General features: G+C 61.2%; 20 protein-coding genes. 15 read left to right on the top strand and 5 right to left on the bottom strand.

The annotated features are described in order from the left end of the window. Nucleotides 1–132 precede the first annotated feature (132 nt). The 8 genes from FHU12_RS22030 to FHU12_RS21995 all read left to right on the top strand — a co-directional run bounded on the left by FHU12_RS22030 (nucleotide 133) and on the right by FHU12_RS21995 (nucleotide 11,214). Complete coding sequence (locus tag FHU12_RS22030; RefSeq protein ID WP_141971819.1) at nucleotides 133–2,121, top strand: autotransporter outer membrane beta-barrel domain-containing protein; 1,989 nt, start codon at nucleotides 133–135, stop codon at nucleotides 2,119–2,121. A gap of 332 nt (nucleotides 2,122–2,453) precedes the next feature. Then, nucleotides 2,454–2,633, top strand: coding sequence for a hypothetical protein (locus FHU12_RS22025; RefSeq protein WP_141971817.1), 180 nt, complete (start codon nucleotides 2,454–2,456; stop codon nucleotides 2,631–2,633). Nucleotides 2,634–2,867: 234 nt separating this feature from the next. Then, nucleotides 2,868–3,785 carry a glycine--tRNA ligase subunit alpha gene (gene glyQ / locus FHU12_RS22020; protein ID WP_043140757.1) on the top strand — a complete coding sequence of 306 codons (918 nt, stop codon included), beginning with the start codon at nucleotides 2,868–2,870 and terminating at the stop codon, nucleotides 3,783–3,785. 9 nt (nucleotides 3,786–3,794) lie between these two features. Continuing rightward, nucleotides 3,795–5,864 carry a glycine--tRNA ligase subunit beta gene (glyS, locus tag FHU12_RS22015; RefSeq protein WP_141971815.1) on the top strand — a complete coding sequence of 690 codons (2,070 nt, stop codon included), beginning with the start codon at nucleotides 3,795–3,797 and terminating at the stop codon, nucleotides 5,862–5,864. Between the two features lie 320 nt (nucleotides 5,865–6,184). Beyond that, nucleotides 6,185–6,904 (top strand): DUF3053 domain-containing protein, encoded by a 720-nt coding sequence (locus FHU12_RS22010; protein ID WP_141971813.1) that lies wholly within the window; start codon nucleotides 6,185–6,187, stop codon nucleotides 6,902–6,904. Nucleotides 6,905–7,444: 540 nt separating this feature from the next. Then, the gene (locus tag FHU12_RS22005) at nucleotides 7,445–9,364 is read left to right on the top strand and encodes a PTS mannitol transporter subunit IICBA (protein WP_141971811.1); all 1,920 of its coding nucleotides are present in this window, start codon (nucleotides 7,445–7,447) and stop codon (nucleotides 9,362–9,364) included. 58 nt (nucleotides 9,365–9,422) lie between these two features. Continuing rightward, nucleotides 9,423–10,568: a mannitol-1-phosphate 5-dehydrogenase gene (locus FHU12_RS22000; protein ID WP_141971808.1), complete on the top strand. Its 1,146-nt coding sequence runs from the start codon at nucleotides 9,423–9,425 to the stop codon at nucleotides 10,566–10,568. Nucleotides 10,569–10,662: 94 nt separating this feature from the next. Next, entirely contained in the window at nucleotides 10,663–11,214 is a 552-nt protein-coding gene (locus FHU12_RS21995; RefSeq protein WP_016929575.1) for an MltR family transcriptional regulator, read from the top strand. On the opposite strand, the gene FHU12_RS21990 is transcribed toward FHU12_RS21995, so the two are convergent. After that, nucleotides 11,211–11,819, bottom strand: a complete 609-nt coding sequence (locus tag FHU12_RS21990) for a LysE family translocator (RefSeq protein ID WP_038875972.1) — start codon at nucleotides 11,817–11,819, stop codon at nucleotides 11,211–11,213. The two genes, FHU12_RS21995 and FHU12_RS21990, sit on opposite strands and share 4 nt — an antisense overlap. A 142-nt stretch (nucleotides 11,820–11,961) precedes the next feature. On the opposite strand from FHU12_RS21990, the gene FHU12_RS21985 reads away from it, so the two are divergent. Together FHU12_RS21985 and FHU12_RS21980 are read left to right on the top strand one after the other, a co-directional pair. Then, nucleotides 11,962–13,428 (top strand): aminotransferase-like domain-containing protein, encoded by a 1,467-nt coding sequence (locus tag FHU12_RS21985; protein ID WP_141971806.1) that lies wholly within the window; start codon nucleotides 11,962–11,964, stop codon nucleotides 13,426–13,428. Nucleotides 13,429–13,501: 73 nt separating this feature from the next. Next, nucleotides 13,502–13,864, top strand: a complete 363-nt coding sequence (locus FHU12_RS21980) for a YibL family ribosome-associated protein (protein WP_025304785.1) — start codon at nucleotides 13,502–13,504, stop codon at nucleotides 13,862–13,864. An 11-nt stretch (nucleotides 13,865–13,875) separates the two neighbouring features. Here the strand turns inward: FHU12_RS21980 and FHU12_RS21975 are convergent, their stop codons facing one another. The 4 genes from FHU12_RS21975 to sodA all read right to left on the bottom strand — a co-directional run bounded on the left by FHU12_RS21975 (nucleotide 13,876) and on the right by sodA (nucleotide 18,204). After that, entirely contained in the window at nucleotides 13,876–14,655 is a 780-nt protein-coding gene (locus FHU12_RS21975) for a class I SAM-dependent methyltransferase (protein ID WP_141971804.1), read from the bottom strand. Between the two features lie 103 nt (nucleotides 14,656–14,758). Further along, complete coding sequence (gene yiiM, locus FHU12_RS21970) at nucleotides 14,759–15,430, bottom strand: 6-hydroxyaminopurine reductase (protein WP_141971802.1); 672 nt, start codon at nucleotides 15,428–15,430, stop codon at nucleotides 14,759–14,761. A gap of 99 nt (nucleotides 15,431–15,529) precedes the next feature. Further along, nucleotides 15,530–17,458: a methyl-accepting chemotaxis protein gene (locus FHU12_RS21965; RefSeq protein ID WP_141971800.1), complete on the bottom strand. Its 1,929-nt coding sequence runs from the start codon at nucleotides 17,456–17,458 to the stop codon at nucleotides 15,530–15,532. Nucleotides 17,459–17,583: 125 nt separating this feature from the next. Further along, complete coding sequence (gene sodA, locus FHU12_RS21960) at nucleotides 17,584–18,204, bottom strand: superoxide dismutase [Mn] (RefSeq protein ID WP_004934003.1); 621 nt, start codon at nucleotides 18,202–18,204, stop codon at nucleotides 17,584–17,586. A gap of 417 nt (nucleotides 18,205–18,621) precedes the next feature. Here sodA and fdnG point away from each other — a divergent pair, with 417 nt between their 5' ends. The 5 genes from fdnG to FHU12_RS21935 all read left to right on the top strand — a co-directional run bounded on the left by fdnG (nucleotide 18,622) and on the right by FHU12_RS21935 (nucleotide 24,910). Continuing rightward, complete coding sequence (fdnG, locus tag FHU12_RS21955; RefSeq protein ID WP_141971798.1) at nucleotides 18,622–21,669, top strand: formate dehydrogenase-N subunit alpha; 3,048 nt, start codon at nucleotides 18,622–18,624, stop codon at nucleotides 21,667–21,669. Between the two features lie 12 nt (nucleotides 21,670–21,681). Further along, nucleotides 21,682–22,584 carry a formate dehydrogenase subunit beta gene (gene fdxH / locus FHU12_RS21950; protein ID WP_141971796.1) on the top strand — a complete coding sequence of 301 codons (903 nt, stop codon included), beginning with the start codon at nucleotides 21,682–21,684 and terminating at the stop codon, nucleotides 22,582–22,584. Further along, a complete protein-coding gene (gene fdoI, locus FHU12_RS21945) occupies nucleotides 22,581–23,216 on the top strand; it encodes a formate dehydrogenase cytochrome b556 subunit (protein WP_004934017.1) in 636 nt (211 codons plus the stop codon). Before fdxH ends, fdoI begins: the two co-directional genes overlap by 4 nt. Continuing rightward, entirely contained in the window at nucleotides 23,216–24,145 is a 930-nt protein-coding gene (fdhE, locus tag FHU12_RS21940) for a formate dehydrogenase accessory protein FdhE (RefSeq protein WP_141971794.1), read from the top strand. Before fdoI ends, fdhE begins: the two co-directional genes overlap by 1 nt. 114 nt (nucleotides 24,146–24,259) lie before the next feature. Then, nucleotides 24,260–24,910: a DcrB/PsbP domain-containing protein gene (locus FHU12_RS21935; protein ID WP_141973059.1), complete on the top strand. Its 651-nt coding sequence runs from the start codon at nucleotides 24,260–24,262 to the stop codon at nucleotides 24,908–24,910. The last annotated feature ends 12 nt before the right edge of the window (nucleotides 24,911–24,922 follow it).

The following is a 24,922-nucleotide window of genomic DNA, read 5'->3' as shown; positions in this document are numbered from 1 at the left end:
CCTCTGATTGTTTTGTCATCAGCCCGCTTGACGTGACGAAAAAGCCGACAATAGTTACTACATGGCCGGTGGAAAACCGGTCAACGATAAAAACGACATTGCCTTCATTTGCAGGCTCTCAGGAGTCGATTCATGCCTCTAAAAATAACGTGCATGCCCCGCCCGGCGGCGCTTGCAGTGGCGCTACTTTGCAGTGTGACCCTACCGGCTCAGGCGTACGATCAACTGTACGTCTTTGGCGACAGCCTGAGCGATACCGGCAACAACGGCCGGTTCACCTATGACGGCAACCAGCACTTGCTGTACGACGAAGCGTTGGCGCAACGCATCGGGGCGGCGCTGGTGGCTTCGGACAACGGCGGTGAAAACTACGCCGCCGGCGGTGCCGTGGCGGTGCCGGGCTTGAACCCGGTCGACAACACCCAGGATCAGGTGCAGCGCTACCTGAACCGGGTCAACGGCCAGGCCGACGGCGACGGGCTGTATATTCATTGGATCGGCGGCAACGATCTGGCGGCGGCGGCGCTGAATGCCGCTACCGCGCCCGGCGTGGCCTATAACAGCGCCGCGGCCGCCGCTGCGCAGGTGCATTCGCTGTTGAACGCCGGCGCCGGCACGGTGATCGTGCCAACGGTGCCGAACATCGGCTCCACGCCGCAGCTGATGGAATTGATCATTCAACAGGCGCTGTCGCCGGTGCAGGGGGCGGCGATCCAGGCGGCCTATGCCACGCTCAATTCGGTGGCGACGCCGGACAACGCGTCACGCACGCAGGCGATCCACGCGGCGTTGGCCGCCGCGGCGAAGCAGGGCAGCGCCATTCCTCAGGTACAGCAGGCGATCGCCGCGCAGCTTATCGCGGCGTATGACAGCCTGAGCGCGCAGGCCGCCCAGCTGACCGATTTCTATAATCAAAGTGAAGACCGTCTGCTGGCGCAGGGCAGCGGCAATATCGTGCGGGTGGACGTCAACAAGCTGTTCGCCGAAGCGATCGCCAATCCGGCACAGTTCGGCTTCGCCAACACCGCCGGGATGGCCTGCCCGCCGGGCGTTTCCTCGGCGGTTTGCCGTTCCGATATGCCCGGCTTCGATGCCAGCCAATCCTATCTGTTCTCCGATCACTTCCACCCCAGCCCGCAGGCGCACCTGCTGATTGCGGATTATATCCAGGCGGTGTTGGATGGCCCTGCGCAGGTGGTGGCGCTGAATCAGGCGACGGCGGCGATGGCGCGCGACAGCCGCGCTACGCTCGACAGCCGCTTCCAGCAGCTGCGCAACGGCGACAACCCGCAGGGATCGCTGGGCGTGTTCGGCGGTTACGCCGGCCAGCACTACGACTATGCTGATAATCGGGCGGCGGGGGACGGCAACGCCACCACCCACAACCTGACCGTCGGGGTGGACTATCAGCTGACCGACGGCTGGTTGATCGGTGCGTTGATCGCTGGTTCCAACGACGATCAGCATCCTTCCAGCCGCTTTGATTACAAGGCGCGCGGGCTGCTGCTGTCGGCCTTCAGTTCGCTGGCGCTGTTCGAGCACGGTTGGGTCAACGCCGATCTGCACTATGCGACGATGGATTATGACGACATCCGCCGCAGCATGCGGCTGGGGCCGCTGACGCGTACCGAAACCGGTTCGACCACCGGCAAGCAGTGGGGCGCGCGCGTGACCGCCGGCTATGACTTCCCGATCGCCTCTTACCTGACCACCGGGCCGGTCGCGCAGTTCGCCTGGGATTACAGCCGCGTTTCCGGCTACGGTGAAGACGGCGATGACAGCACCGCCATGCGCTTCAACGATCAAACCTATCACTCGCAGATCGGCGCGCTGGGTTGGCGGCTGGATACGCAATTCGGCGTGTTTAACCCTTATGCGGAAGTGAGTTATCAGCATCAGTTCGGCGACGACGTCTACCGCGCCGGCGGTGGCCTGAAATCGACGCAAACCTCGTTCACCCGCGACAGTGCGGGCCAGGACAAAAACTGGGTGGATGTCACGCTGGGGGCCAACATGCCGTTGACGGACAGGGTATCGGCCTTCGCCACCGTTTCGCAAACCGGCGGGCTGAGCAGCGGCGAGCAGTTTATGTATAACGTCGGCGTCAGTGCGCGTTTTTGAATTGGCCATCGGCGCACTCAACGGCGCAGGATAAGCCATAAGGTCTGATAAGGGATTTAAGCGGGGGGCGGCCTGGGGGTGAATTATACGGGCCGCAATGACGTTGGCGGAAATACAAAAAAAAACTGATCCTATGAAAGGATCAGGTAGCCACTTGGCCAACACCAGGGAAAATTTTATTTATTATTGTATAACCAAAGATTAACTGTCAATTTGTTTCTGTAGCCCGTTTGCGCCGTATTTCATCCCTGACCTTCCCTCCATGCCCGGCGCCCCGGTCCGCCGCACGTTATCGCCTTATTTTTTGACGTTCATAAGAAATAATCTGGCACTTGATCACATTATCTCTCGGTAAGGGGAGTTTTTTAGTTGATAAAATTAACAAAAATAACATTGCCGCAACTTTATCTCGTGGCAAATATAAAGATACACGCACGGAAATCAGCCTGAATTTGATCGGCGAGGGGAGAAATAGCGGTCAGTTAATTGCTTATTTAAACGGCGGTGAGTGATTTTTTTGTTAAGTAAGTCTAATGGGTGTGGCGGCGTCACGCTGTTTAGCCAGGCTCGTGGATGGCGAGGGGCCGGCCGGATCGCCGTGTCTTCACGCTGTGGCCGACGTGTGAAAATCCAGCGCCTCTCGCCCCGATTCGCACTTGTTGCCGGATTCTGGCTGTATATCTTACGGTCAAAGGGTATACTGGCGCATTCCATCTAAATCCACTTGTATCGCGTGCGAATTCAACATGCAAAAGTTTGATACCAAGACCTTCCAAGGCCTGATCCTGACACTGCAGGATTATTGGGCGCGCCAGGGCTGCACCATCGTTCAACCATTGGACATGGAAGTCGGCGCGGGAACCTCACACCCGATGACGTGCCTGCGCGCACTGGGGCCGGAGCCGATGGCGACCGCCTATGTGCAGCCATCCCGTCGCCCGACCGACGGCCGCTACGGCGAAAACCCGAACCGTCTGCAGCACTACTACCAGTTCCAGGTGGTGATTAAGCCATCGCCGGACAACATTCAGGAACTCTACCTGGGCTCGCTGAAAGAGCTGGGTCTGGATCCGACCATCCACGACATTCGCTTCGTGGAAGACAACTGGGAAAACCCGACGCTTGGCGCCTGGGGCCTGGGTTGGGAAGTGTGGCTGAACGGCATGGAAGTGACGCAGTTCACCTACTTCCAGCAGGTCGGCGGCCTGGAGTGCAAGCCGGTAACCGGCGAGATCACCTACGGTCTGGAGCGTCTGGCGATGTACATCCAGGGCGTGGACAGCGTGTACGATCTGGTGTGGAGCAACGGCCCGCTGGGCGTTACCACCTACGGCGACGTGTTCCACCAGAACGAAGTGGAGCAGTCCACCTACAACTTCGAATACGCCGACGTCGACTTCCTGTTCTCCTGCTTCGAGCAGTACGAGAAAGAAGCCCAATCGCTGCTGGCGCTGGAAAAGCCGCTGCCGCTGCCGGCCTACGAACGTATCCTGAAGGCGGGCCATACCTTCAACCTGCTGGACGCGCGCAAGGCGATTTCGGTGACCGAGCGTCAACGCTACATTCTGCGCATCCGCACGCTGACCAAAGCCGTTGCCGAAGCCTACTACGCTTCCCGCGAAGCGCTGGGCTTCCCGATGTGCAACAAGAAGAACGAGAACTAAGAGGCAGCCATGACTCAACAGACTTTCCTGGTGGAAATCGGCACGGAAGAGCTGCCGCCGAAGGCGCTTCGTTCCCTGGCGGAATCTTTCGCCGCCAACTTCACCGCCGAGCTGGACAACGCCGGCCTGGAACACGGTGACGTGAGCTGGTTCGCCGCACCGCGCCGCCTGGCGCTGAAAGTGGCCAACCTGAGCGCGGCACAGGCCGATCGCGAAATTGAAAAACGCGGCCCGGCGATCGCCCAGGCGTTCGACGCCGAAGGTAAACCGAGCAAAGCGGCCGAAGGCTGGGCGCGCGGCTGCGGTATCACCGTCGATCAGGCTGAACGCCTGGTGACCGACAAGGGCGAGTGGTTGATGTACCGCGCCCACGTCAAAGGCCAGTCGGCGCAACAACTGCTGGCCGGCATGGTCAGCACCGCGCTCGGCAAGCTGCCGATCCCGAAACTGATGCGTTGGGGCGACTCCGACGTGCAGTTCGTGCGTCCGGTACATACCGTCACGATGCTGCTGGGCGCCGATCTGATCCCAGGCACCGTGCTGGGCATCGACTCTGCGCGCACCGTGCGCGGCCACCGCTTCATGGGCGAAGCCGAGTTCACCCTCGACAATGCCGACCAATACCCGCAGATCCTGCTGGAGCGCGGCAAAGTGGTCGCCGACTACGAAGCGCGTAAAGCCCTCATCAAACGCGATGCCGAACTGGCGGCGCAGAAGATTGGCGGCAAGGCCGATCTGAGTGAAAGCCTGCTGGAAGAAGTGGCTTCGCTGGTGGAATGGCCGGTGGTGCTGACCGCCAAATTCGAAGAGAAATTCCTGGCGGTGCCGGCGGAAGCGCTGGTGTACACCATGAAGGGCGACCAGAAGTATTTCCCGGTGTACGACGCCGCGGGCAAACTGCTGCCGAACTTTATCTTCGTGGCCAACATCGAGTCGAAAGACCCGCAGCAGATCATCTCCGGTAACGAGAAGGTGGTGCGTCCGCGTCTGGCCGACGCCGAGTTCTTCTTCAACACCGACCGCAAGAAGCGTCTGGAAGACAACCTGCCGCGCCTGGAAACCGTGCTGTTCCAACAGCAGCTGGGCACCCTGCGCGACAAGACCGACCGCATTCAGGCGCTGGCGGGCTGGGTTGCCGGCCAGATCGGCGCCGACGTCAACCACGCTACTCGTGCGGGCCTGCTGTCGAAGTGCGACCTGATGACCAACATGGTGTTCGAATTCACCGACACCCAGGGCGTGATGGGCATGCACTATGCGCGCCACGACGGTGAGGCGGAAGACGTCGCCGTTGCGCTGAACGAGCAGTATCAGCCGCGCTACGCCGGCGATGCGCTGCCGCAGTCGCTGGTGGCCTGTTCCCTGGCGATCGCCGACAAGATGGACACTCTGGCCGGCATCTTCGGCATCGGTCAGCATCCGAAGGGCGATAAAGATCCGTTCGCGCTGCGCCGTGCCGCGCTGGGCGTGCTGCGCATCATCGTCGAGAAAAACCTGCCGCTGGATCTGCAGACCCTGACCGAAGAGGCCGTGCGCCTGTACGGCAGCAAGCTGACCAACGCCAAGGTGGTCGACGAGGTGGTGGAATTCATGCTGGGCCGCTTCCGCGCCTGGTATCAGGAAGAAGGCCACGCGGTCGATACCATTCAGGCGGTGCTGGCGCGCCGTCCGACCAAGCCGGCCGACTTCGACGCGCGCGTCAAGGCGGTATCCCACTTCCGTACGCTGGAAGCGGCGGCGGCGCTGGCTGCGGCCAACAAACGCGTCTCCAACATTCTGGCCAAGTCTACCGAAACGCTGAACGACAGCGTGCGCGCCTCGGTGCTGAAGGACGCGGCGGAGATCCAGCTGGCGACTCACCTGGTGGTGCTGCGCGACAAACTGCAGCCGTACTTCGCGGCGGGCAACTACCAGGAAGCGCTGGTGGAACTGGCCGCGCTGCGTGAGCCGGTGGATGCGTTCTTCGACAACGTGATGGTAATGGCGGACGATGCGGAAGTGCGCGTAAACCGCCTGACGCTGCTGAGCAAGCTGCGCGAACTGTTCCTGCAGGTGGCGGATATCTCCGTGCTGCAGTAAGCGATTCTCTGCTGTGAAAAGGCGCCTGCGGGTGCCTTTTTTTATTTTCGTTTCCTGGGTGCGAAGGCAAGGTCGCCTGGCGACTTGGGGGGCGACTTGGGGGGCGACTTGGGGAAATTGAAGCCTCCGGTCGCCGACGGCAATGAACCTCAGTGCGTTTTGCGCACGATTTTCAACCGCATCCGGCCGGGGCAATGCTCATCGCAAACGGAATCGCGTATCGGAACGCCGCCAGTTGATCTATTCTTATAGGCGCACGGAGTGCGCAAAAAGGGGCGGAGTCCAATGAAAAAGCAGGTTTATAACAGGAGTTATGTCACATGGCGGTAGGGATCCAGAGCAGAGGTTTCGCGCGTTGGTTGGCACCGGTATTGGCATTGTTGGTGGTCATGCAATTGACCGCCTGCGGCGATAAAGAGCCGGAACAGCGCAAAGCATTTATCGATTACTTACAGAATACCGTGATGCGCAGCGGGGCGAATATCCCCACGTTGAGCGAAGATCAGAAGCAGAAGTTCGGCAACTATGCCGGCGATTACGCGATTTTGGTCGGTTTTTCGCAGCAGTTGTCCAAATCGGTCGGCGCCAGCCTGACCCCGGCGCTGGATCAGATTAACCAGATCCGCACCGCGCAGGACTATCTGAACAAACGCGACGCGCTGCAGCAATCGGTCGGGGCGTTGAACCTGCTGGGCCAGCAGATCCAGTCCGCCAAATCGCAGGCGGATACTGCCCACGCGGCGCTGAAACAGCCTGACGATCTGAAGGCGGTGTACAACCAGGCCTATGACAAAATCGTCACCGCACCGGCCAACGCCTTGATGCCGGCGATCCCGACCACCGCCAGCTTTGTGCAGGATCTGGTGCAGATCGGCGATTTCCTGCAGAGCCAGGGCAATCAGGTCAGCTTCAACAACAACGGTGTGCAGTTCCGCACCGCGCAGCAGGTGGCGCAGTACAACACCATGATGTCGAATCTGGTGGCCAAACAGCAGAACCTGATGAATGCGCAGAAGACCATTCAAAGCGTGACGCAATAACGCGTCCAGGCGCGAAACAGGCCGGCATTGCCGGCCTGTTTTATTTCCCCTCAGCGTTTCCAATAGCTTGCTGGTTTATTGCGCAGGCTTCTGTACTACACTTCAATTAATCCATTCATTCGGCAATGTAGTTTTCTTTCATTCATCACTTCGCTAGTTCCCGGCGGGATGAGTGCTCACAGGGAAGATCAAACAGAGCGTCGCGATAGGGCGCTGCAGCTAAAAATAAATTGTGATGTTTATCACAATTTAAAAACAAATCATCAGGCTTAAAGTGTGACGAATATCACTTTATTGTGTGTTTTGAGGCGGTTTTTTTCTCACTGTGCTTTTTTTACACGCCATAAATGTGATCTTCGTCACCATAAAGGGTGGTTTGTTGGGGTGTTGTGTGTGATTTGTATCACAAAAAATCCGTGAAGTTCGCGTGACAAAAACAGCGTGATAGAGTCCGTTTCGCATACAGCGGCAACACGGCTGGATCGTCACAACAATAATCACGCGCTCTATTGTCAGCGCGTAACAATAGGGGTGTGTTTTATGTTTTCACCAGACATCAAGGTTAAAGTGCAAAACTTTGGCCGCTTCCTGAGCAACATGGTGATGCCCAACATCGGCGCCTTTATCGCCTGGGGGATTATCACCGCGCTATTCATTCCAACCGGCTGGCTGCCGAATGAAACCTTAGCCAAGCTGGTCGGCCCGATGATCACCTATCTGCTGCCGCTGCTGATCGGTTATACCGGCGGGCGGCTGGTGGGCGGCGATCGCGGCGGCGTCGTGGGCGCCATTACCACCATGGGCGTCATCGTCGGCGCCGACATGCCGATGTTCCTCGGCGCGATGATCGCCGGCCCGCTGGGCGGCTGGGCTATCAAGCACTTCGACCGCTGGGTGGACGGCAAGATCAAAAGCGGTTTTGAAATGCTGGTGAACAACTTCTCCGCCGGCATTATCGGCATGCTGCTGGCGATCCTGGCCTTCCTGGGCATCGGGCCGCTGGTGGAGGTGCTCTCCAAGCTGCTGGCGGCGGGCGTGCACGTCATGGTGACGAACAACCTGCTGCCATTGGCGTCCATCTTCGTTGAACCGGCGAAAATCCTGTTCCTGAACAACGCCATCAACCACGGCATCTTCTCGCCGCTGGGTATCCAGCAGGCCACGGAAGCCGGTAAGTCGGTATTCTTCCTGATTGAAGCCAACCCAGGTCCGGGCATGGGCGTGCTGATGGCCTACATGTTCTTCGGCCGCGGCAGCGCCAAGCAATCCGCCGGCGGCGCGGCGATCATTCACTTCCTGGGCGGCATCCACGAAATCTACTTCCCTTACGTGCTGATGAACCCACGCCTGCTGCTTGCGGTGATCCTGGGCGGCATGACCGGCGTCTTCACCCTGACGATGCTGAACGGCGGCCTGGTTTCTCCGGCTTCCCCGGGCTCGATCCTGGCGGTGCTGGCGATGACGCCGAAAGGCGCCTACTTCGCCAATATTGCGGCGGTGTGCGCAGCCTTTGCCGTCTCCTTCGTGGTGTCCGCTTTCCTGCTGAAAACCTCCAAGGTGAAAGAGGATGACGATCTGGAAGCCGCAACTCGTCGCATGCAAGAGATGAAATCGCAGTCCAAAGGCGGCGCCGCGGCGTCGGCATCGGTCGACGGCGATCTGAGCACCGTGCGCAAAATCATCGTCGCCTGCGATGCGGGCATGGGTTCCAGCGCGATGGGCGCCGGGGTGCTGCGCAAGAAAGTGGCCGACGCCGGGCTGAAGAACATCTCGGTGACCAACAGCGCCATCAACAGCCTGCCGGACGATGTGGATCTGGTGATCACGCACCGCGATCTGACCGAACGCGCGATGCGCCACGCGCCGCAGGCCCAGCACATCTCGCTGACCAACTTCCTCGACAGCAAGCTGTACAGCGATCTGGTCGACCGTTTGGTGGCGGTCAACAAAACCACCGACAACCAGCAGAAGGTGCTGGGCGCGCTGGACGACAGCTTCGAAGCCGGGGAACCGAACCTGTTCAAGCTGAGCGAGAGCAACGTGTTCCTCAACCTGCAGGCCAGTGACAAAGAGCAGGCGATCCGCTTCGCCGGCGAGCAGCTGGTGAAAGGCGGCTATGTCGAGGCGGAATACGTGCCGGCGATGCTGGAGCGCGAAAAGCTCACCTCCACCTACCTGGGCGAGTCGATCGCCGTGCCGCACGGCACCATCGAGGCCAAAGACCGGGTGCTGCGCACCGGCGTGGTGTTCTGCCAGTACCCGCAGGGCGTGCGCTTCGGCGATGAAGAGGATGAAGTGGCGCTCCTGGTGATCGGCATCGCCGCACGCAACAACGAGCATATTCAGGTGATCACCAGCCTGACCAACGCGCTGGATGACGAGAGCGTGATTGAGCGGCTGGCGAATACCACCAGCGTCCAGGAAGTGCTGGACCTGCTCGGCGGCAAAAAAGCCGGATAACAGAATCATTTTAAAGGGTGCAGCTTGCTGCACCCTTCGACATTAAGAAGGTAGGGTTATGAAAGCATTACATTTTGGCGCAGGGAACATCGGCCGCGGTTTTATCGGCAAGCTGCTGGCGGACGCCGGGGTTGAACTGACCTTCGCCGACGTCAATCAAACGGTGCTGGATCTGCTGAACAGCCGTAAAAGCTACGCGGTGCACGTGGTGGGTGAGCAAGAACGTGTGGAGAGCGTCAACAACGTCAGCGCCGTCAACAGCGGCAGCGAGGCGGCGGTGGCGCTGATCGCCGAAGCGGATCTGGTAACCACCGCCGTTGGCCCGCAAATTCTCGCCAAAATCGCCGGCACGATCGCCAAAGGGCTGGTGCTGCGCCATCAGCAGGGCAATGCGCAGCCGCTGAACATTATCGCCTGCGAGAACATGGTGCGCGGCACCAGCCAGCTGAAACAGCATGTGTTCGCCGCGCTGCCGCAGGACGAGCAGGCATGGGTTGAGCAGCACGTCGGCTTCGTCGATTCGGCGGTCGACCGCATCGTGCCGCCGGCGGACAGCAACGACCCGTTGGAAGTGACGGTGGAAACCTTCAGCGAATGGATCGTCGATCAGACCCAGTTCAAAGGCCAGCCTCCGGCGATCGCCGGCATGGAGCTGACCGACAACCTGATGGCGTTCGTCGAACGCAAGCTGTTCACCCTCAACACCGGTCACGCCATCACCGCCTACCTCGGCCAACTGGCCGGGCTGCAAACCATTCGCGACGCCATTCTCGACCCGGCGATCCGCCGCGTGGTGAAAGGGGCGATGGAAGAGAGCGGCGCGGTGCTGATCAAGCGCTACGGCTTCGACGCCGACAAGCACGCTGCCTACATCACCAAAATCCTCGGCCGCTTCGAAAACCCGTATCTGCACGACGACGTCGAGCGCGTGGGCCGCCAGCCGCTGCGCAAACTGAGCGCCGGCGATCGCCTGATCAAACCGCTGTTGGGTACGCTGGAATACGGCCTGCCGCACGCCAACCTGATCCAGGGCATCGCCGCCGCCATGAGCTACCGCAGCGAACAGGATCCGCAGGCGCTGGAGCTGGCGGAACTGCTGAACACGCTCGGGCCGAAAGCCGCGCTGGCGCAAATTTCCGGCCTGCCGGCGGAAAGCGAGGTTGTAGAAGAGGCCGTTGCTGTGTATAACGCCATGCACAAGTAGAATCGTGATGATGAACACCCGAGCGCAGCTTGCTGCGCTCCTGCAACCCGAGTTCGGCATCGACGGCCCTCCCCACGCCTTTCGAAAAGCGACGATGGAAGAAGCACAGGCATTTGAAAACCAGGTTCTGGAAAAGCTGAACGCGGGCAAAACGGTGCGCAGCTTCCTGATCGCAGCGGTAGAGCTGCTGGCGGAAGCGCTCAACGTGCTGGTGGTGCAGGTATTCCGCAAGGACGATTACGCGGTGAAATATGCCGTCGAACCGCTATTGTCCGGCAGCGGCCCGCTCGGGGAGCTGTCGGTGCGCCTGAAGCTGATGTACGGGCTGGGGGTGATCTCCCGCCACGAATATGAAGACGCCGAACTGCTGATGGCGATGCGCGAAGAGCTGAACCACGACGGCTCGGAATACCGTTTCGTCGACGACGAAATCCTCGGGCCGTTCGGCGAGCTGCACTGCGTGGCCGCGCTGCCGCCGGTGCCGACTTTCCTGCAGCCGGGCGAAGCGGATGAAGCGCTGATCGCCATGCAGCGCCAGCGCTATCAGCAGATGGTGCGCTCCACCATGGTACTGTCCATTACCGATCTGATCGCCGGCATCGGCGCCAAACAACCTTCCCGACTCTCTCCTCTCGGCCGCGGCTAAGCAAAGGCCGCGCGCCACTCGTCGAACAACAACCACAGCGCGGTGGCGGCCATCAGGCCGGACATCACGCCGTTGAAGGCGCGCAGTTTCCAGGTCACTCGCAGCGCGTTGCGCAACCGGTCGCCCAGCACCGCCCACAGCAGCACGCAGGGCAGGTTCAGCAGCGCGAAGCCGGCGATGACCGACAGCGTATGGACGAAGGTGGCGCCTTCGCGCGGGGTGAACAGGATCGCCACGTTGATCACCATCAGCCAGGCTTTGGGGTTGACCGCCTGAAACAGTGCGCCGTTGAGCAGGCTCATCGGCTGCGCCTGCTCTTTGGCGTCCGGCGAGGCCGCCTGAAACAGCTTCCATGACAGCCACAGCAGATAGGCGCAGCCGATCACCGCCAGCGGGAGGCGGATGACGCCGGCCCAGCTCAGCGCCAGCGCCAGCAGCGGGATAATGATCGCCAGCTGCACCGCACAGCCGACGCAGATGCCAAGCAGCATCGGCAGGGTGCGGCGCAGGCCAAAGTTGACGCCCGACGAGGCCAGCAGCAGATTATTGGGGCCGGGGGTGATCGACATGACGGTGACGTAGCTGACAAAGGCGGAGTCCAGCATGGCAGGTTCCTTGAAAATGACGGTGATAACGAGAGGATCAGCATAATCGCTGCAATGGGATGGTGACAGAACCACAAATCGTATATTGTCATGGTTACAGTTGTGCAAAATGTAAACTGTACCCATTGCCTGGAGAGAAACTGTGACCCTGCTCGATGAAACCCCGGATACCCGCTACCTGCAGCTGGCGGACACATTGGCCGAGGCCATTCGTCGCGGCACGCTGCTGCCCGGTAACCGCTTGCCTTCGGTGCGGCGCTGTGCGCAAACGCATCGCGTCAGCATCAATACCGTGGTGTCGGCTTACCGCACGCTGGAGGATCGCGGGCTGATCGAAGCGCGACCGCAGTCTGGGTTTTATGTCCGCAGCACGCTGCCGGCGCTGAAGATGGCCTCGGCGCCCAGCGGGCGCATCGAACCGCCGTCGGACGACGTGCTGGCGCTGATCGATACGGTATTCGCCGCCCAGCAGAATCCGGCCTTCACTAACATTGCGCTGGCTTGCCCGCAGACCAGCGACTTCTATCCCGGCGGCAAGCTGGGGCGTATGTTGTCTTCTCAGCTGCGCCGCCAGCCGGATCTGATCGGGCAGTATCCGTTGCCGCCCGGCAGCCTGCGGCTGCGCCAGCAGATCGCCCGCCGCTCGATGACGCTGGGCATGCTGCTGGAGCCGGGCGACGTGGTGCTGACCCATGGCTGCATGGAGGCGCTGCAGCTGGCGCTGCGCGTCACCACCAAACCGGGTGACTGCGTCGGGCTGGAGTCGCCAACCTATTTCTATCTGCTGCCGCTGCTGGCCAGCCTGGGGCTGAAAGCGCTGGAAATCCCCACCGATCCGCAGCTGGGGCTGTCGCTGGACGCACTGGAGCTGCTATTGAACGAGAAGCGGCTGAACGCGGTGATCGCCATGCCGACGGTGCAAAACCCGTTGGGCTGCACCATGCCGCTGGCGGCGAAAAAGCGGCTGGCGCGGCTGATGAACGATCATCAGGTGCCGTTGATTGAAGACGGGCTGTATGCCGAGATCCAGTTCGGTGGCGCGCTGTCGCCGGCGGTGAAGGCGTTCGATCGCGACGGCTGGGTGCTGTTTTGCTCCAGCTTTACCAAAACGCTGGCACCGGATTTTCGCGTCGGCTGGATCTGCGGTGGCCGTTTCCACGAGGCGTTGCGCAAGCTGAAGGCGGTGTCGTCGATGTCCGAATCGCAGCTGCTGTCGGAAACGCTGGCGACCTTCCTCGAGAGCGGTGGCTACGATCACCATTTGCGCAACCTGCGCAAGCGCTATGCGGCCCAGGTCGACGAGGCGCGGGCGCTGATCGCCCGGCATTTCCCGCGCGGCACGCTGGCCACGCAGCCGGCGGGCGGCTTCGTGTTTTGGGTTGAATTTCCCCCCGGCGTGGACAGCGTGGCGCTGTTCCATCAGCTGCTGGAGGAGCAGATTTGTTTGACGCCGGGCACCCTGTATTCGCCCAGCGGGCGTTACCGCAACGCGCTGCGGCTCTCCTGCTGCTACCCATTCAACGCGCGCTACACCCAGGCGTTGGCCCGGCTCGGCGCCAGGGCCTGCGAGATGAGCGGCCTGCCGCCCGGCATTGCGCAGGACGGGTAACGGCGCGCGCCTTTTGCTACAATGCCGGTATCATTGATTAGCGTGCCATTTTGGGCACAACGGGCCAGAAACCATGAAAGAGAAAGAAAAGGCAGAGATCAAGCGCCTGAGCGACCTGCTGGACGCCTTGAACCACAAAGACGCGACCGTGATCCAACAGGGCAACCCTGAGTTGATCGCGCAGCACACCAAAGAAAAAGAGAAACTGGCGACGGAGATCGAGCGCCTGAAAGACGTGCGTGGCGAGAAGCTGAGCGCCGAAGCGCAGAAGCTGAGCAAGCTGCCGTTCAGCCGCGAGATCACCAAGAAAGAGCAGGCCGATATGGGCGCGCTGAAGAAAAGCGCACGCGGGCTGATCGTGGTGCACCCGATGACCGCGCTGGGCCGCGAGATGGGCTTGAAAGCGGTCACCGGTTACGCCAAGAAAGCGTTCTGAACCCCCGGGCGTCAGACCTTGGTGGTGAAATACGCCTTGGTCTGATAGGGCACGGTTACCGTGTCCTGGCCCTGTAACTCCTCTTCTTCCGCCACCAGTTGGCGCAACCGATCGATAACCTGCTCCTGTTGCGGCTGCGGCAGTGCGGCGATAAAGCTGGTTGAACGCACCCGGTTGTAGATCACGTCCTCCACCGCACCGCGGTGGCCCAGCATAAACACCTGCTCCTGCAGCGGTTCAAAGCCTTTGAACGGGAAGAATTTGCGCCATTCGCCGGTATAGAAACGCGGCGCATCGCCTTCGTGGCTATCGACGATCTGATTCAGTTTACGCACCCAACCGACGCGCGCATCGCGCATGTTCCACACCAGACCGAGTTTGCCGCCGGGCTTGAGAATACGCTGGATTTCCGCCAGTGCCTGCGGCGTGGCGAACCAGTGGAAGGACTGGGCGCACACCACGGCATCGACCGACTCATCCGGTAGCGGGATCGCGTCGGCGGTGCCCGCCAGCGTTTTCACCTGCGGCAGCGCCGCCGACAGTTTTTCCAGCATCTGCGGCACCGGTTCGACGGCGATCACCTGCGCGCCGGTTTCCAGCAGGCGCGGAGTGAACTTGCCGGTACCGGCGCCGAGATCGATGACCGTCATGCCGGCGTGCAGGCCGATAGACTCACGCAGCCAGGCGGCGATTTCCGGCGGGTAATCCGGCCGGCCTTTTACATAGCGATCGGCGTTGGCCTGATAGCCCTCGGCGGCGGCATGATGAATCGAATGGGTCGGGGTGGTCATATACCTGGCTCCTGGCTGAAAAAACACGCGGCTACAGTATAGGCGGAAGAAGAGGGTTAACGCGGCATTCGGCGCACGTTTTTCATCTTTTCCGCCCGCGATTTCAACGGCCGAGCAGGCGGCGGTTGAAGTCCTCGAGGCGCCCTTCGGCGAGCCGCGTGAGCATGGTCTTGCTCCAGCTGGCGGAGAGGCCGGCGACCGCCAACAGGCGGCGATATTGTTCCGCGTCGAACGGCATATGCCAGGCGATGGCGATGGCTTCGGCGACCGACACGTCGCTGCTGCGCGCCGCCAGCTCCAGCGGACGATCGCCGCTGACCGCACCCGGCGAGACCACCCGATACAGCCAGCCGCAGCGGCCGCTTTGCTGCATCAGCACCGAAATAGCCTCGATGGCGAAGTGGTAGTTGAGCTTGAAGCACGGCGAGCGCGGCTGGGTGACCTGGATCAGCGCTTCGCCCCAGCGGAAGATGTCGCCCATAAACACATTGTGTTCGGTCAGTCCTTCGGTGGAGATATTCTCGCCGAAGGCCGGGGCGCAAAACTGCTCGGCCTGCGCCGGAAACTGTTCGCGCCAGTGGGCATAATGTTCGCGCGGGTAGTGGCACAGCGCGCGATCCGGCCCGCCGTGGTAGCTTTTCTCGGCTTGCTCGTCGCCTTCCAGGCCGAGCGGCGTGAGCCGGATGGCGCCATCCACCTGGCGTTTGGCGATGGCGCTGGGGCGCCCGCCCTCATAGGATTGAATATTGCCGATGTAAACGTCTGGGTGATGCATGTGCGCCTCCGTGTCTCGCGTCGAGGGCTCAGCATAGCCTGAGTTGTGCCGGGGGGACATAACAACCCGCCCGAAAGTCATCGGGCGGGCGGCGGGGCGTCAGAAGGTGGTCCAGTTCTCTTCCGCTGCGGCGTTGGCGGCCGCGGGTTTTACCGCCGGCGCTTTCGGCGCGGCGGCTTTCACGGCGGCGGGTTCGGTCTGCTCCGCCAAACGGAACACCGAGACGCTCTGCAGCAGCATGTCGGCCTGTTCTTCCAGCGAATCGGCGGCGGCGGCGGACTCTTCCACCAGCGCGGCGTTCTGCTGGGTGGTGTGGTCCATTTCGACGATCGCCTGGCCAATCTGGGCGATGCCGCGCGTCTGCTCATCGGAGGCGGCGGCGATCTCGGCCATGATGTCGCGCACGTGGGTGACCGAACGGACGATCTGTTCCATGGTGTTGCCGGTGCTTTCCACCAGTTCGGTGCCGGTTTTCACCCGGCTGACCGACTCGGCGATCAGCCCTTCGATCTCCTTGGCCGCCTGGGCGCTGCGGCTCGCCAGGCTGCGCACTTCGCTGGCGACCACCGAGAAGCCGCGTCCCTGTTCGCCGGCGCGCGCCGCTTCCACCGCGGCGTTGAGCGCCAGGATGTTGGTCTGGAAGGCAATGCCGTTGATCAGGGTAGTAATTTCGGCGATACGCTGCGAACTGCTGGAGATATCGCGCATGGTGCTGACCACGTTTTCCACCAGCTTGCCGCCCTGTTGCGCGGTCTGCGAAGCGTCGGTGGCCAGCTGATTGGCGTGATGGGCGTTGTCGGCGTTCTGTTTCACCGTGGCGGTCAGCTGTTCCATGCTGGCCGCGGTTTCTTCGACCGCCGCCGCCTGCTGTTCGGTGCGGGAGGAGAGATCGGTGTTGCCGGCGGCGATTTCCGCAGAGGCGGTGGAGACCTGGCTGACTCCCATCTGAATCTTCTCAATCATGGTGCGCAGGTTTTGGCTCATCGCCGCCACCGCGTTCAGCAGTTGCCCCAGCTCGTCGCGGCGGGTGCTGGTCTGTGCCTGGCGCAGGTCGCCGCTGGCGATGCGTTCCGCCATGGCCAGCGTGCTGTGCAGCGGACGGGTGATCTGCAGCGTGATGCGCCAGGCGATAAGCACCCCGGCGATGATGGCGATCAGCGTGGTGATGCCCATTTGCAGCTGCGCCAGATTGATGTTGTTGCGCGTCTGTACCAGCTCGTCCTGCATAAAGGCGTTCACCAGCGTGCCGATCGCTTGCGCGCGTTCGCCGAGCTGCCGGCTGATCTGCTGCTCATGCTCATAGGCCGGCAGGTAGGCCGCGATGCGGTTTTTGTAATCGTCCAGCGCGGCCAGCAGCGGTTGCAGCTGTGGGCGTTGCGCGTCGCTGACCCGGCGGCTCAGGGCATTGGCCGCGTCACGCGCATCGTCAATGGCCGCCATCAGCGGCGCTTCGGTTTCCTTGTTCAGGCTCAGCAGCAGGCCGCGCGCGCCGTAGCGCACCTGGGTCAGCTTCTGGTTCAGCTGAATGAAGGCCAGCTGCAGATCGCCGTTGGTCAGCTGGCGCTCCACCTGGCTCAGGCTGGCTTGCACTTCCGACATGTTCCAGCTTTGGCGCACCGCGTCTTTCGCCGTGACCGCCTGCTCAAAGACTTTTTGCTGCTGCTGATATTCTCCGATCAGCGTCACCAGGCGCTGCAGATCCTTGCGGCTTTGGGCATCCCAGTCCAGCGCCTGCCCCTGGTCTATCAGTTTGACGGCGTTTTCAATATTGGCGCGGTTGTTCTGCAGATACTCCGACCGGTAGGTCTGGCCGTACATGGCGCGGTTGTATTTGGCCTGGTTGATCTCCTCGTTCAGCCGGTTGCTGAAGTCGATGCGATCGGCGCGGGATTCGATGATATGCAGATATTGCGCCCCGGTGCCGGCGATGACGACCGCCAACAGCAGCAACAGCGCGAAGCCGAGACCGAGCTTTTTACCTACGGTGAGATGAGTGAACTTTCCTGCCAATGCTTGCAATGCCGCCATAGCGTTTTTCCTTCTCCGGGCGAACGTCAATTGAACAAACCATCGGCAAGAAGTGGTCAAACTTTAGCGGATTTCAGGCAAAAAAATACCCGCCGGTGGCGGGCATCTTCATCAACGGGGGCGAATTACTTCTTCGCGGCGAAGCGTGCGGCGGCTTCGTCCCAGTTGACCACGTTCCAGAACGCCTTGATGTAGTCAGGGCGTTTGTTCTGGTATTTCAGGTAGTAAGCGTGTTCCCACACGTCCAGGCCGATGATTGGGAAACCGGAAGCGCCGGCGACGGCTTCGCCCATCAGCGGGCTGTCCTGGTTAGCGGTAGACACCACGGCCAGTTTGCCGTCTTTCAGCACCAGCCAGGCCCAACCGGAACCGAAGCGGGTGGCTGCGGCTTTCTCGAACTCTTCCTGGAATTTCTCAACGCTGCCGAAATCGCGCTCGATGGCCGCTTTCAGATCGCCGCCCAGCGTGGTGCCGGTTTTCAGGTTTTTCCAGAAGAAGCTGTGGTTGGCGTGGCCGCCGGCGTTGTTGCGCATGAAGGTGCGTTTGTCGGCAGGCACTTTATCCAGATCCTGGATCAGCTCTTCAACGCTGTATTTGGCCAGCTCAGGGTAGGCTTCCAGCACGGTGTTGGCGTTGTTGACGTAGGTCTGGTGGTGTTTGGTGTGATGGATTTCCATCGTCTGCTTGTCGAAATGCGGTTCCAGTGCGTCGTAAGCGTACGGCAGGGATGGCAGTGAATAACTCATAATCATCATCTCCAGTGGTGTATGGGCGGCGCAAAGGGCGAGCACCGCGTAAGCAGTCGGATCATTATAGTTAATTAAATGATATTGAAAATGATTATCAATGCCCTGTGAAGTGTGTGGTTAATGTACAAATCGATGCGCTAACATACTGATAGAAGAGGGCGGCGGGTGGCCGCGTCAAGCCATCGCCCCGGCACGTTGGTTACTCTCTATACTGTAGGGAGCGCCAAGGTCGAAATGTATCGAAATGTGCCAATGCGTTCACTGAATGAGCACGAGTGTGTAACAACCACAAGCACGCTGTGGTAATATGGCCGGCGTTCGTAGCAAGCATAACAACAGTGACATTCGCGTTTGCCGCGCTAGCGGGGCAGGCGCATTTGAACAATGTGACAATCGAGAGTAAAGGAGACCCCCATGCAGGTCAGCAGAAGGCAGTTCTTTAAGATCTGCGCTGGCGGTATGGCAGGAACGACGGTGGCCGCGCTGGGCTTTGCCCCCGAAGTGGCGTTGGCGGAAACCCGGCAGTACAAACTGCTGCGCGCCCGTGAGACCCGTAATACCTGTACGTATTGTTCCGTCGGCTGTGGGCTGTTGATGTACAGCCTTGGTGATGGCGCCAAGAACGCCAAAGAAAGCATTTTCCATATCGAAGGGGATCCGGATCACCCGGTAAACCGCGGCGCGCTTTGCCCGAAAGGCGCCGGCCTGGTTGACTTCATCCACAGCGAAAGCCGCCTCAAGTACCCGGAATACCGGGCACCGGGGTCGGACAAATGGCAACGCATCAGCTGGGACGACGCCTTTACCCGCATCGCCAAGCTGGTGAAAGAAGACCGCGATGCCAACTTCATCAAAACCAACGACCAGGGCGTTACCGTCAACCGTTGGCTGACCACCGGCATGCTGTGCGCCTCGGCCGCCAGCAACGAAACCGGTTTTCTGTCGCAAAAATTTAGTCGCGCTCTCGGCATGCTTGCCGTAGACAACCAGGCGCGTGTCTGACACGGACCAACGGTAGCAAGTCTTGCTCCAACATTTGGTCGCGGTGCGATGACCAACCACTGGGTTGATATCAAGAACGCGAATTTGATTATCGTCATGGGCGGTAATGCGGCGGAAGCGCATCCGGTGGGGTTCCGCTGGGCGATGGAAGCCAAAATACACAACAATGCCAAGCTGATCGTGATCGATCCGCGCTTTACCCGAACCGCATCGGTGGCGGACTTCTACACGCCGATCCGCTCCGGGACCGACATCGCTTTCCTGTCGGGCGTGTTGCTGTATCTGATGACCAACAACAAGTTTAACCGCGAGTACGTCGAGGCCTACACCAACGCCAGCCTGCTGGTGCGGGAAGACTTTGCCTTCGAAGACGGCTTGTTCAGCGGCTACGACGCGGAAAACCGCAAGTACGACAAAACCACTTGGAACTACCAGTTCGACGAGAACGGCTTCGCCAAGCGCGACGTCACGCTGCAGGATCCGCGCTGCGTGTGGAACATGCTGAAGCAGCACGTGAGCCGCTACACGCCTGACGTGGTGACCAACATCTGCGGCACGCCGAAGGACGATTTCCTCAAGGTGTGCGAATACATCGCCGAAACCTGCGTCGCGGATAAAACCGCTTCGTTCCTGTACGCCCTGGGCTGGACTCAGCACTCGGTCGGCGCGCAGAACATCCGTACCATGGCGATGATCCAGCTGCTGCTCGGCAACATGGGCATGGCGGGCGGCGGCGTCAACGCGCTGCGCGGCCACTCCAACATCCAGGGTCTGACCGATCTCGGCCTGCTGTCGCAGAGCCTGCCGGGCTACATGACGCTGCCGTCGGAGAAACAGACCGATCTCGACACCTACCTGAAGGCCAACACGCCGAAGGCGCTGCTGCCGGGCCAGGTGAACTACTGGGGCAACTACCCGAAATTCTTCGTCAGCATGATGAAGACCTTCTACGGCGACAAGGCGCAGAAGGACAACAGCTGGGGCTTTGACTGGTTGCCGAAGTGGGACAAAGGCTACGACGTGCTGCAGTACTTCGAGATGATGGCGCAGGGCAAGGTCAACGGCTACTTCTGCCAAGGATTTAACCCGGTGGCGTCGTTCCCGAACAAAAACAAGGTAGTGGCTTCGCTGTCCAAGCTGAAGTTCCTGGTGACCATCGATCCGTTGAACACCGAGACCTCCAACTTCTGGCAGAACCACGGCGAGTTCAACGAGGTGGATCCTTCGCAGATCCAGACCGAAGTGTTCCGCCTGCCGTCCACCTGCTTCGCCGAAGAGAACGGTTCGATCGTCAACTCCGGCCGCTGGCTGCAGTGGCACTGGAAAGGCGCGGACGCCCCGGGCGAAGCGCTGAACGACGGCGAGATCCTGGCGGGCATCTTCAGTCGCCTGCGCGAGATGTATGCGCGCGACGGCGGTGCGGTGCCTGAACAGGTGCTGAACATGACCTGGGACTACCTGACGCCGGACAACCCGGCGCCGGAAGAGGTAGCGCAGGAGAACAACGGCAAGGCGCTGGCGGATCTGCTGGATGCCGACGGCAAAGTGCTGGTGAAAAAAGGCGAGTTGCTCAGCTCGTTTGCGCAGCTGCGCGACGACGGCACCACCGCCAGCGGTTGCTGGATCTTCGCCGGCAGCTGGACGCCGGCCGGCAACCAGATGGCGCGGCGCGACAACGCCGATCCGTCCGGCCTCGGCAATACGCTGGGCTGGGCCTGGGCATGGCCGCTCAACCGCCGCATTCTGTACAACCGCGCCTCGGCGGACCCGCAGGGGAAACCGTGGGATCCGAAACGCCAACTGCTGGAGTGGGACGGCGCCAAGTGGGTCGGGGCCGATATCCCGGACTACAGCACCGCCGCGCCGGGCAGCGACGTCGGGCCGTTCATCATGCAGCCGGAAGGCATGGGCCGCCTGTTTGCCACCGACAAGATGGCGGAAGGGCCGTTCCCTGAACACTACGAGCCGTTCGAAACGCCGCTCGGCACCAACCCGCTGCACCCGAACGTGGTGTCCAACCCGGCGGCGCGCGTGTTCAAGGACGATCTGGCGGCGATGGGCAAATCCGACAAGTTCCCGTACGTCGGCACCACCTATCGTCTGACCGAGCACTTCCACTACTGGACCAAGCACGCGCGGCTGAACGCCATCGCGCAGCCGGAGCAGTTCGTGGAGATCGGCGAAAAGCTGGCGGAGAAGAAGGGCATCAAGCAGGGCGATACCGTGAAGGTCAGCTCCAACCGCGGCTACATCAAGGCCAAGGCGGTGGTGACCAAGCGTATTCGCACGCTGCAGGTGCACGGCCAGGAAGTCGACACCATCGGCATCCCGATCCACTGGGGTTACGAAGGGGTGGCGAAGAAAGGCTTTATCGCCAACACGCTGACGCCGTTCGTCGGCGACGCCAATACGCAAACGCCGGAGTTCAAGGCGTTCCTGGTCAACGTGGAAAAGGTGTAACGGAGACGAATCATGGCCATGCAATCTCAAGACATCATTCGTAAATCCGCCACCAATGGTTTCACGCCGGCGCCGCGCGCCCGTGACCACCAGGAAGAAGTGGCCAAACTGATCGATGTCACCACCTGTATCGGCTGCAAGGCCTGTCAGGTGGCCTGTTCCGAATGGAACGACATCCGCGACGAGGTGGGGCACAACGTCGGGGTGTACGATAACCCCGCCGATCTGACCGCCAAGTCGTGGACGGTGATGCGCTTCTCCGAGGTGGAGGAAAACGGCAAGCTGGAATGGCTGATCCGCAAGGATGGCTGCATGCACTGCGCCGATCCGGGCTGCCTGAAGGCCTGCCCGTCGGAAGGCGCGATCATTCAGTACGCCAACGGCATCGTCGACTTCCAGTCCGAGCACTGCATCGGCTGCGGTTACTGCATCGCCGGCTGCCCGTTCGACGTACCGTGCATGAACAAGGACGACAACCGGGTGTACAAGTGCACCCTGTGCGTCGACCGCGTGGACGTCGGCCAGGAACCGGCCTGCGTGAAAACCTGCCCGACCGGCGCCATTCACTTCGGCACCAAGGAAGCGATGAAGCAGGTGGCGGCGGATCGCGTCAGCGAGCTGAACACCCGCGGCTACCAGAACGCCGGTCTGTACGATCCGGCAGGGGTGGGCGGCACGCACGTGATGTACGTGTTGCACCACGCCGACAAACCGCAGCTGTATCACGGTTTGCCGGACAACCCGAGCATCAGCCCGGCGGTGACCTTCTGGAAGGGCGTGTGGAAACCCCTGGCGGCCATCGGTTTTGCCGCCACCTTCGCGGCCAGCGTGTTCCACTATGTCGGCGTCGGGCCTAACCGCGTCGACGATGAGGACGAGCACGACGAGTCGCATGACGAGGAGACGCGCAAATGAGAAAGGAAAAGCCCATTCAGCGTTACAGCGCACCGGAGCGCATCAACCACTGGATCGTGGCGTTTTGCTTCGTGTTCGCCGCCATCAGCGGGCTGGGGTTCTTCTTCCCCTCCTTCAACTGGCTGATGAACATCTTCGGGACGCCGCAGCTGGCGCGCATTCTGCACCCGTTTGTCGGGGTGATCATGTTTGCCGCGTTCCTGCTGATGTTCCTGCGCTATTGGAAGCATAACCTGATCAACCGGGAAGATATCGTCTGGGCCAAGAACATCCACAAAATCGCCATGAACGAGGAAGTGGGTGACACCGGGCGCTATAATTTCGGCCAGAAGTGCGTGTTCTGGGCGGCGATTATCAGCCTGGTGCTGCTGCTGGCCAGCGGCGTGGTGATCTGGCGGCCGTATTTTGCGCCGTCGTTCTCCATCCCGCTGATCCGCATCGCGCTGCTGGTGCATTCGCTGGCCGCGGTCGGCCTGATTATCGTGATTATGGTGCACATTTACGCCGCATTGTGGGTAAAAGGCACCATTACCGCGATGGTGGAAGGCTGGGTGCCGGCGGCCTGGGCCAAGAAACATCATCCGCGCTGGTACCGTGAGGTCCGCGAGAAACGACAGGAAGATAAACCCTGATGAGTATCCGCATCGTTCCTAAAGAGCAGTTAGGGGCACAGCGTGAGAAGTCCACAACGGCGGAGAACATCCCGCCGTTACTTTTCGCCAACCTGAAAAGCCTGTACAGCCGCCGCGCCGATCGTCTGCGTCAGCTGGCGGTCGACAATCCGCTGGGCGACTATCTGAACTTCGCCGCTGAGCTGGCACAGGCGCAGCAGCATGCGCTGCACGATAACCCGCTGGCGCTCGATCTGAGCGAAGCACTGGCGCAGGGCGCCGCCAGCGGCAAACCGCCGCTCGATCTGAGCGTGTTCCCGCGCAGCGAGCACTGGCGCAAGCTGCTGACGTCGCTGATCGCCGAGCTGCGCCCGCAGGCGCCGGAGCATATCCTGGCGGTGCTGGACAACCTGGAGAAAGCCTCGGTGCACGAGCTGGAGCTGATGGCCGACGCCTTGCTCAACCGCGAGTTTGGCAAGGTGGGCAGCGAGAAGGCGCCGTTCCTCTGGGCCGCGCTGTCGCTCTATTGGGCGCAGATGGCCAGCCTGATCCCCGGCAAGGCGCGCGCCGAATACGGCGAGCAGCGCCAGTTCTGCCCGGTGTGCGGCAGCATCCCGGTCTCCAGCATGGTGCACATCGGCACCGTCAACGGCCTGCGCTACCTGCACTGCAACCTGTGCGAAAGCGAATGGCACGTGGTGCGGGTGAAGTGCAGCAACTGCGAGCAGACCCGCGATCTCAACTACTGGTCGCTGGACAGCGAGCAGGCGGCGGTGAAGGCGGAGAGCTGCGGTGACTGCGGCACTTACCTGAAGATCCTCTATCAGGAAAAAGACCCGCAGGTCGAAGCGGTGGCCGACGATCTGGCTTCGCTGGTGCTTGACGCCCGCATGGAAGAGGAAGGCTTCGGCCGCAGCAGCATCAATCCGTTCCTGTTCCCGGCGGAGTAATCGCCCGGCCCCGTTCGCGCGGGGCCGGACCAGCAATTTCAGAACGGGCTTCTGGCATTCGCCCGGTCGAGTTGCTACGTTTAGGCCATGACGCGCCAAGCGAAAGGAACCATGATGTTAAACACCCTGGCAAAACTGACCGCGGTCGCCGTGCTGGCGATGGGGCTGGCGGCCTGCGACAACAAAGACGACACCAAACCGGCGGTGCCGCCACCGGACACCAAGCCGACCGTGACGCAGCCCGCGCCACCGCCGCCGCCTGCGCCGGTAGAAACCCCAGCCGCACCGCCGGGGCTGAACGTGTCGCTGCAGAAGGGCAAAATCACCTTCGAGCTGCCGCCGGGCTTTAGCGATCAGACGCTGAACAGCGGCATCATCAACGACAGCACCTCCACCATTCAGCGCTTCCTCGACGGCAAGTCGCGCCAGAGCGCGGTTTCGTCCGAGGTGATCCCGCCGGACGACATGAAGCTCAACACCAGCGACAAAATGCTGAAAGAGCTGGCGCAGAGCGCCATCACGGTGCTGGCCGAACGCTATCAGAATATCCAGACCACCAAAGAAGAGAACTTCACCGTCGGCAAACAGAAGTTTCGCCGGGTGGATACCGAGCAGACCGTCAACGGGCAGAAGGTGGTGTCCACGCTGGTGCTGACGGTGTTCAACAAGCGGGTGGTGACGCTGCAAATGCTGTCGCCGGCCAAAACGCCGGAAGTGCACCAGGCGCTGGTGCAGCGGATTATCGATACCCTGGCGGTGAAGTAAGGGCGTCGCGCC

Origin of the sequence: Serratia marcescens (genome assembly GCF_006715005.1) — a bacterium.
Classification (GTDB): domain Bacteria; phylum Pseudomonadota; class Gammaproteobacteria; order Enterobacterales; family Enterobacteriaceae; genus Serratia; species Serratia montpellierensis.
The sequence above is the reverse complement of the archived record's forward strand: the minus strand, read 5'-3'. Positions and strand labels throughout refer to the sequence as shown.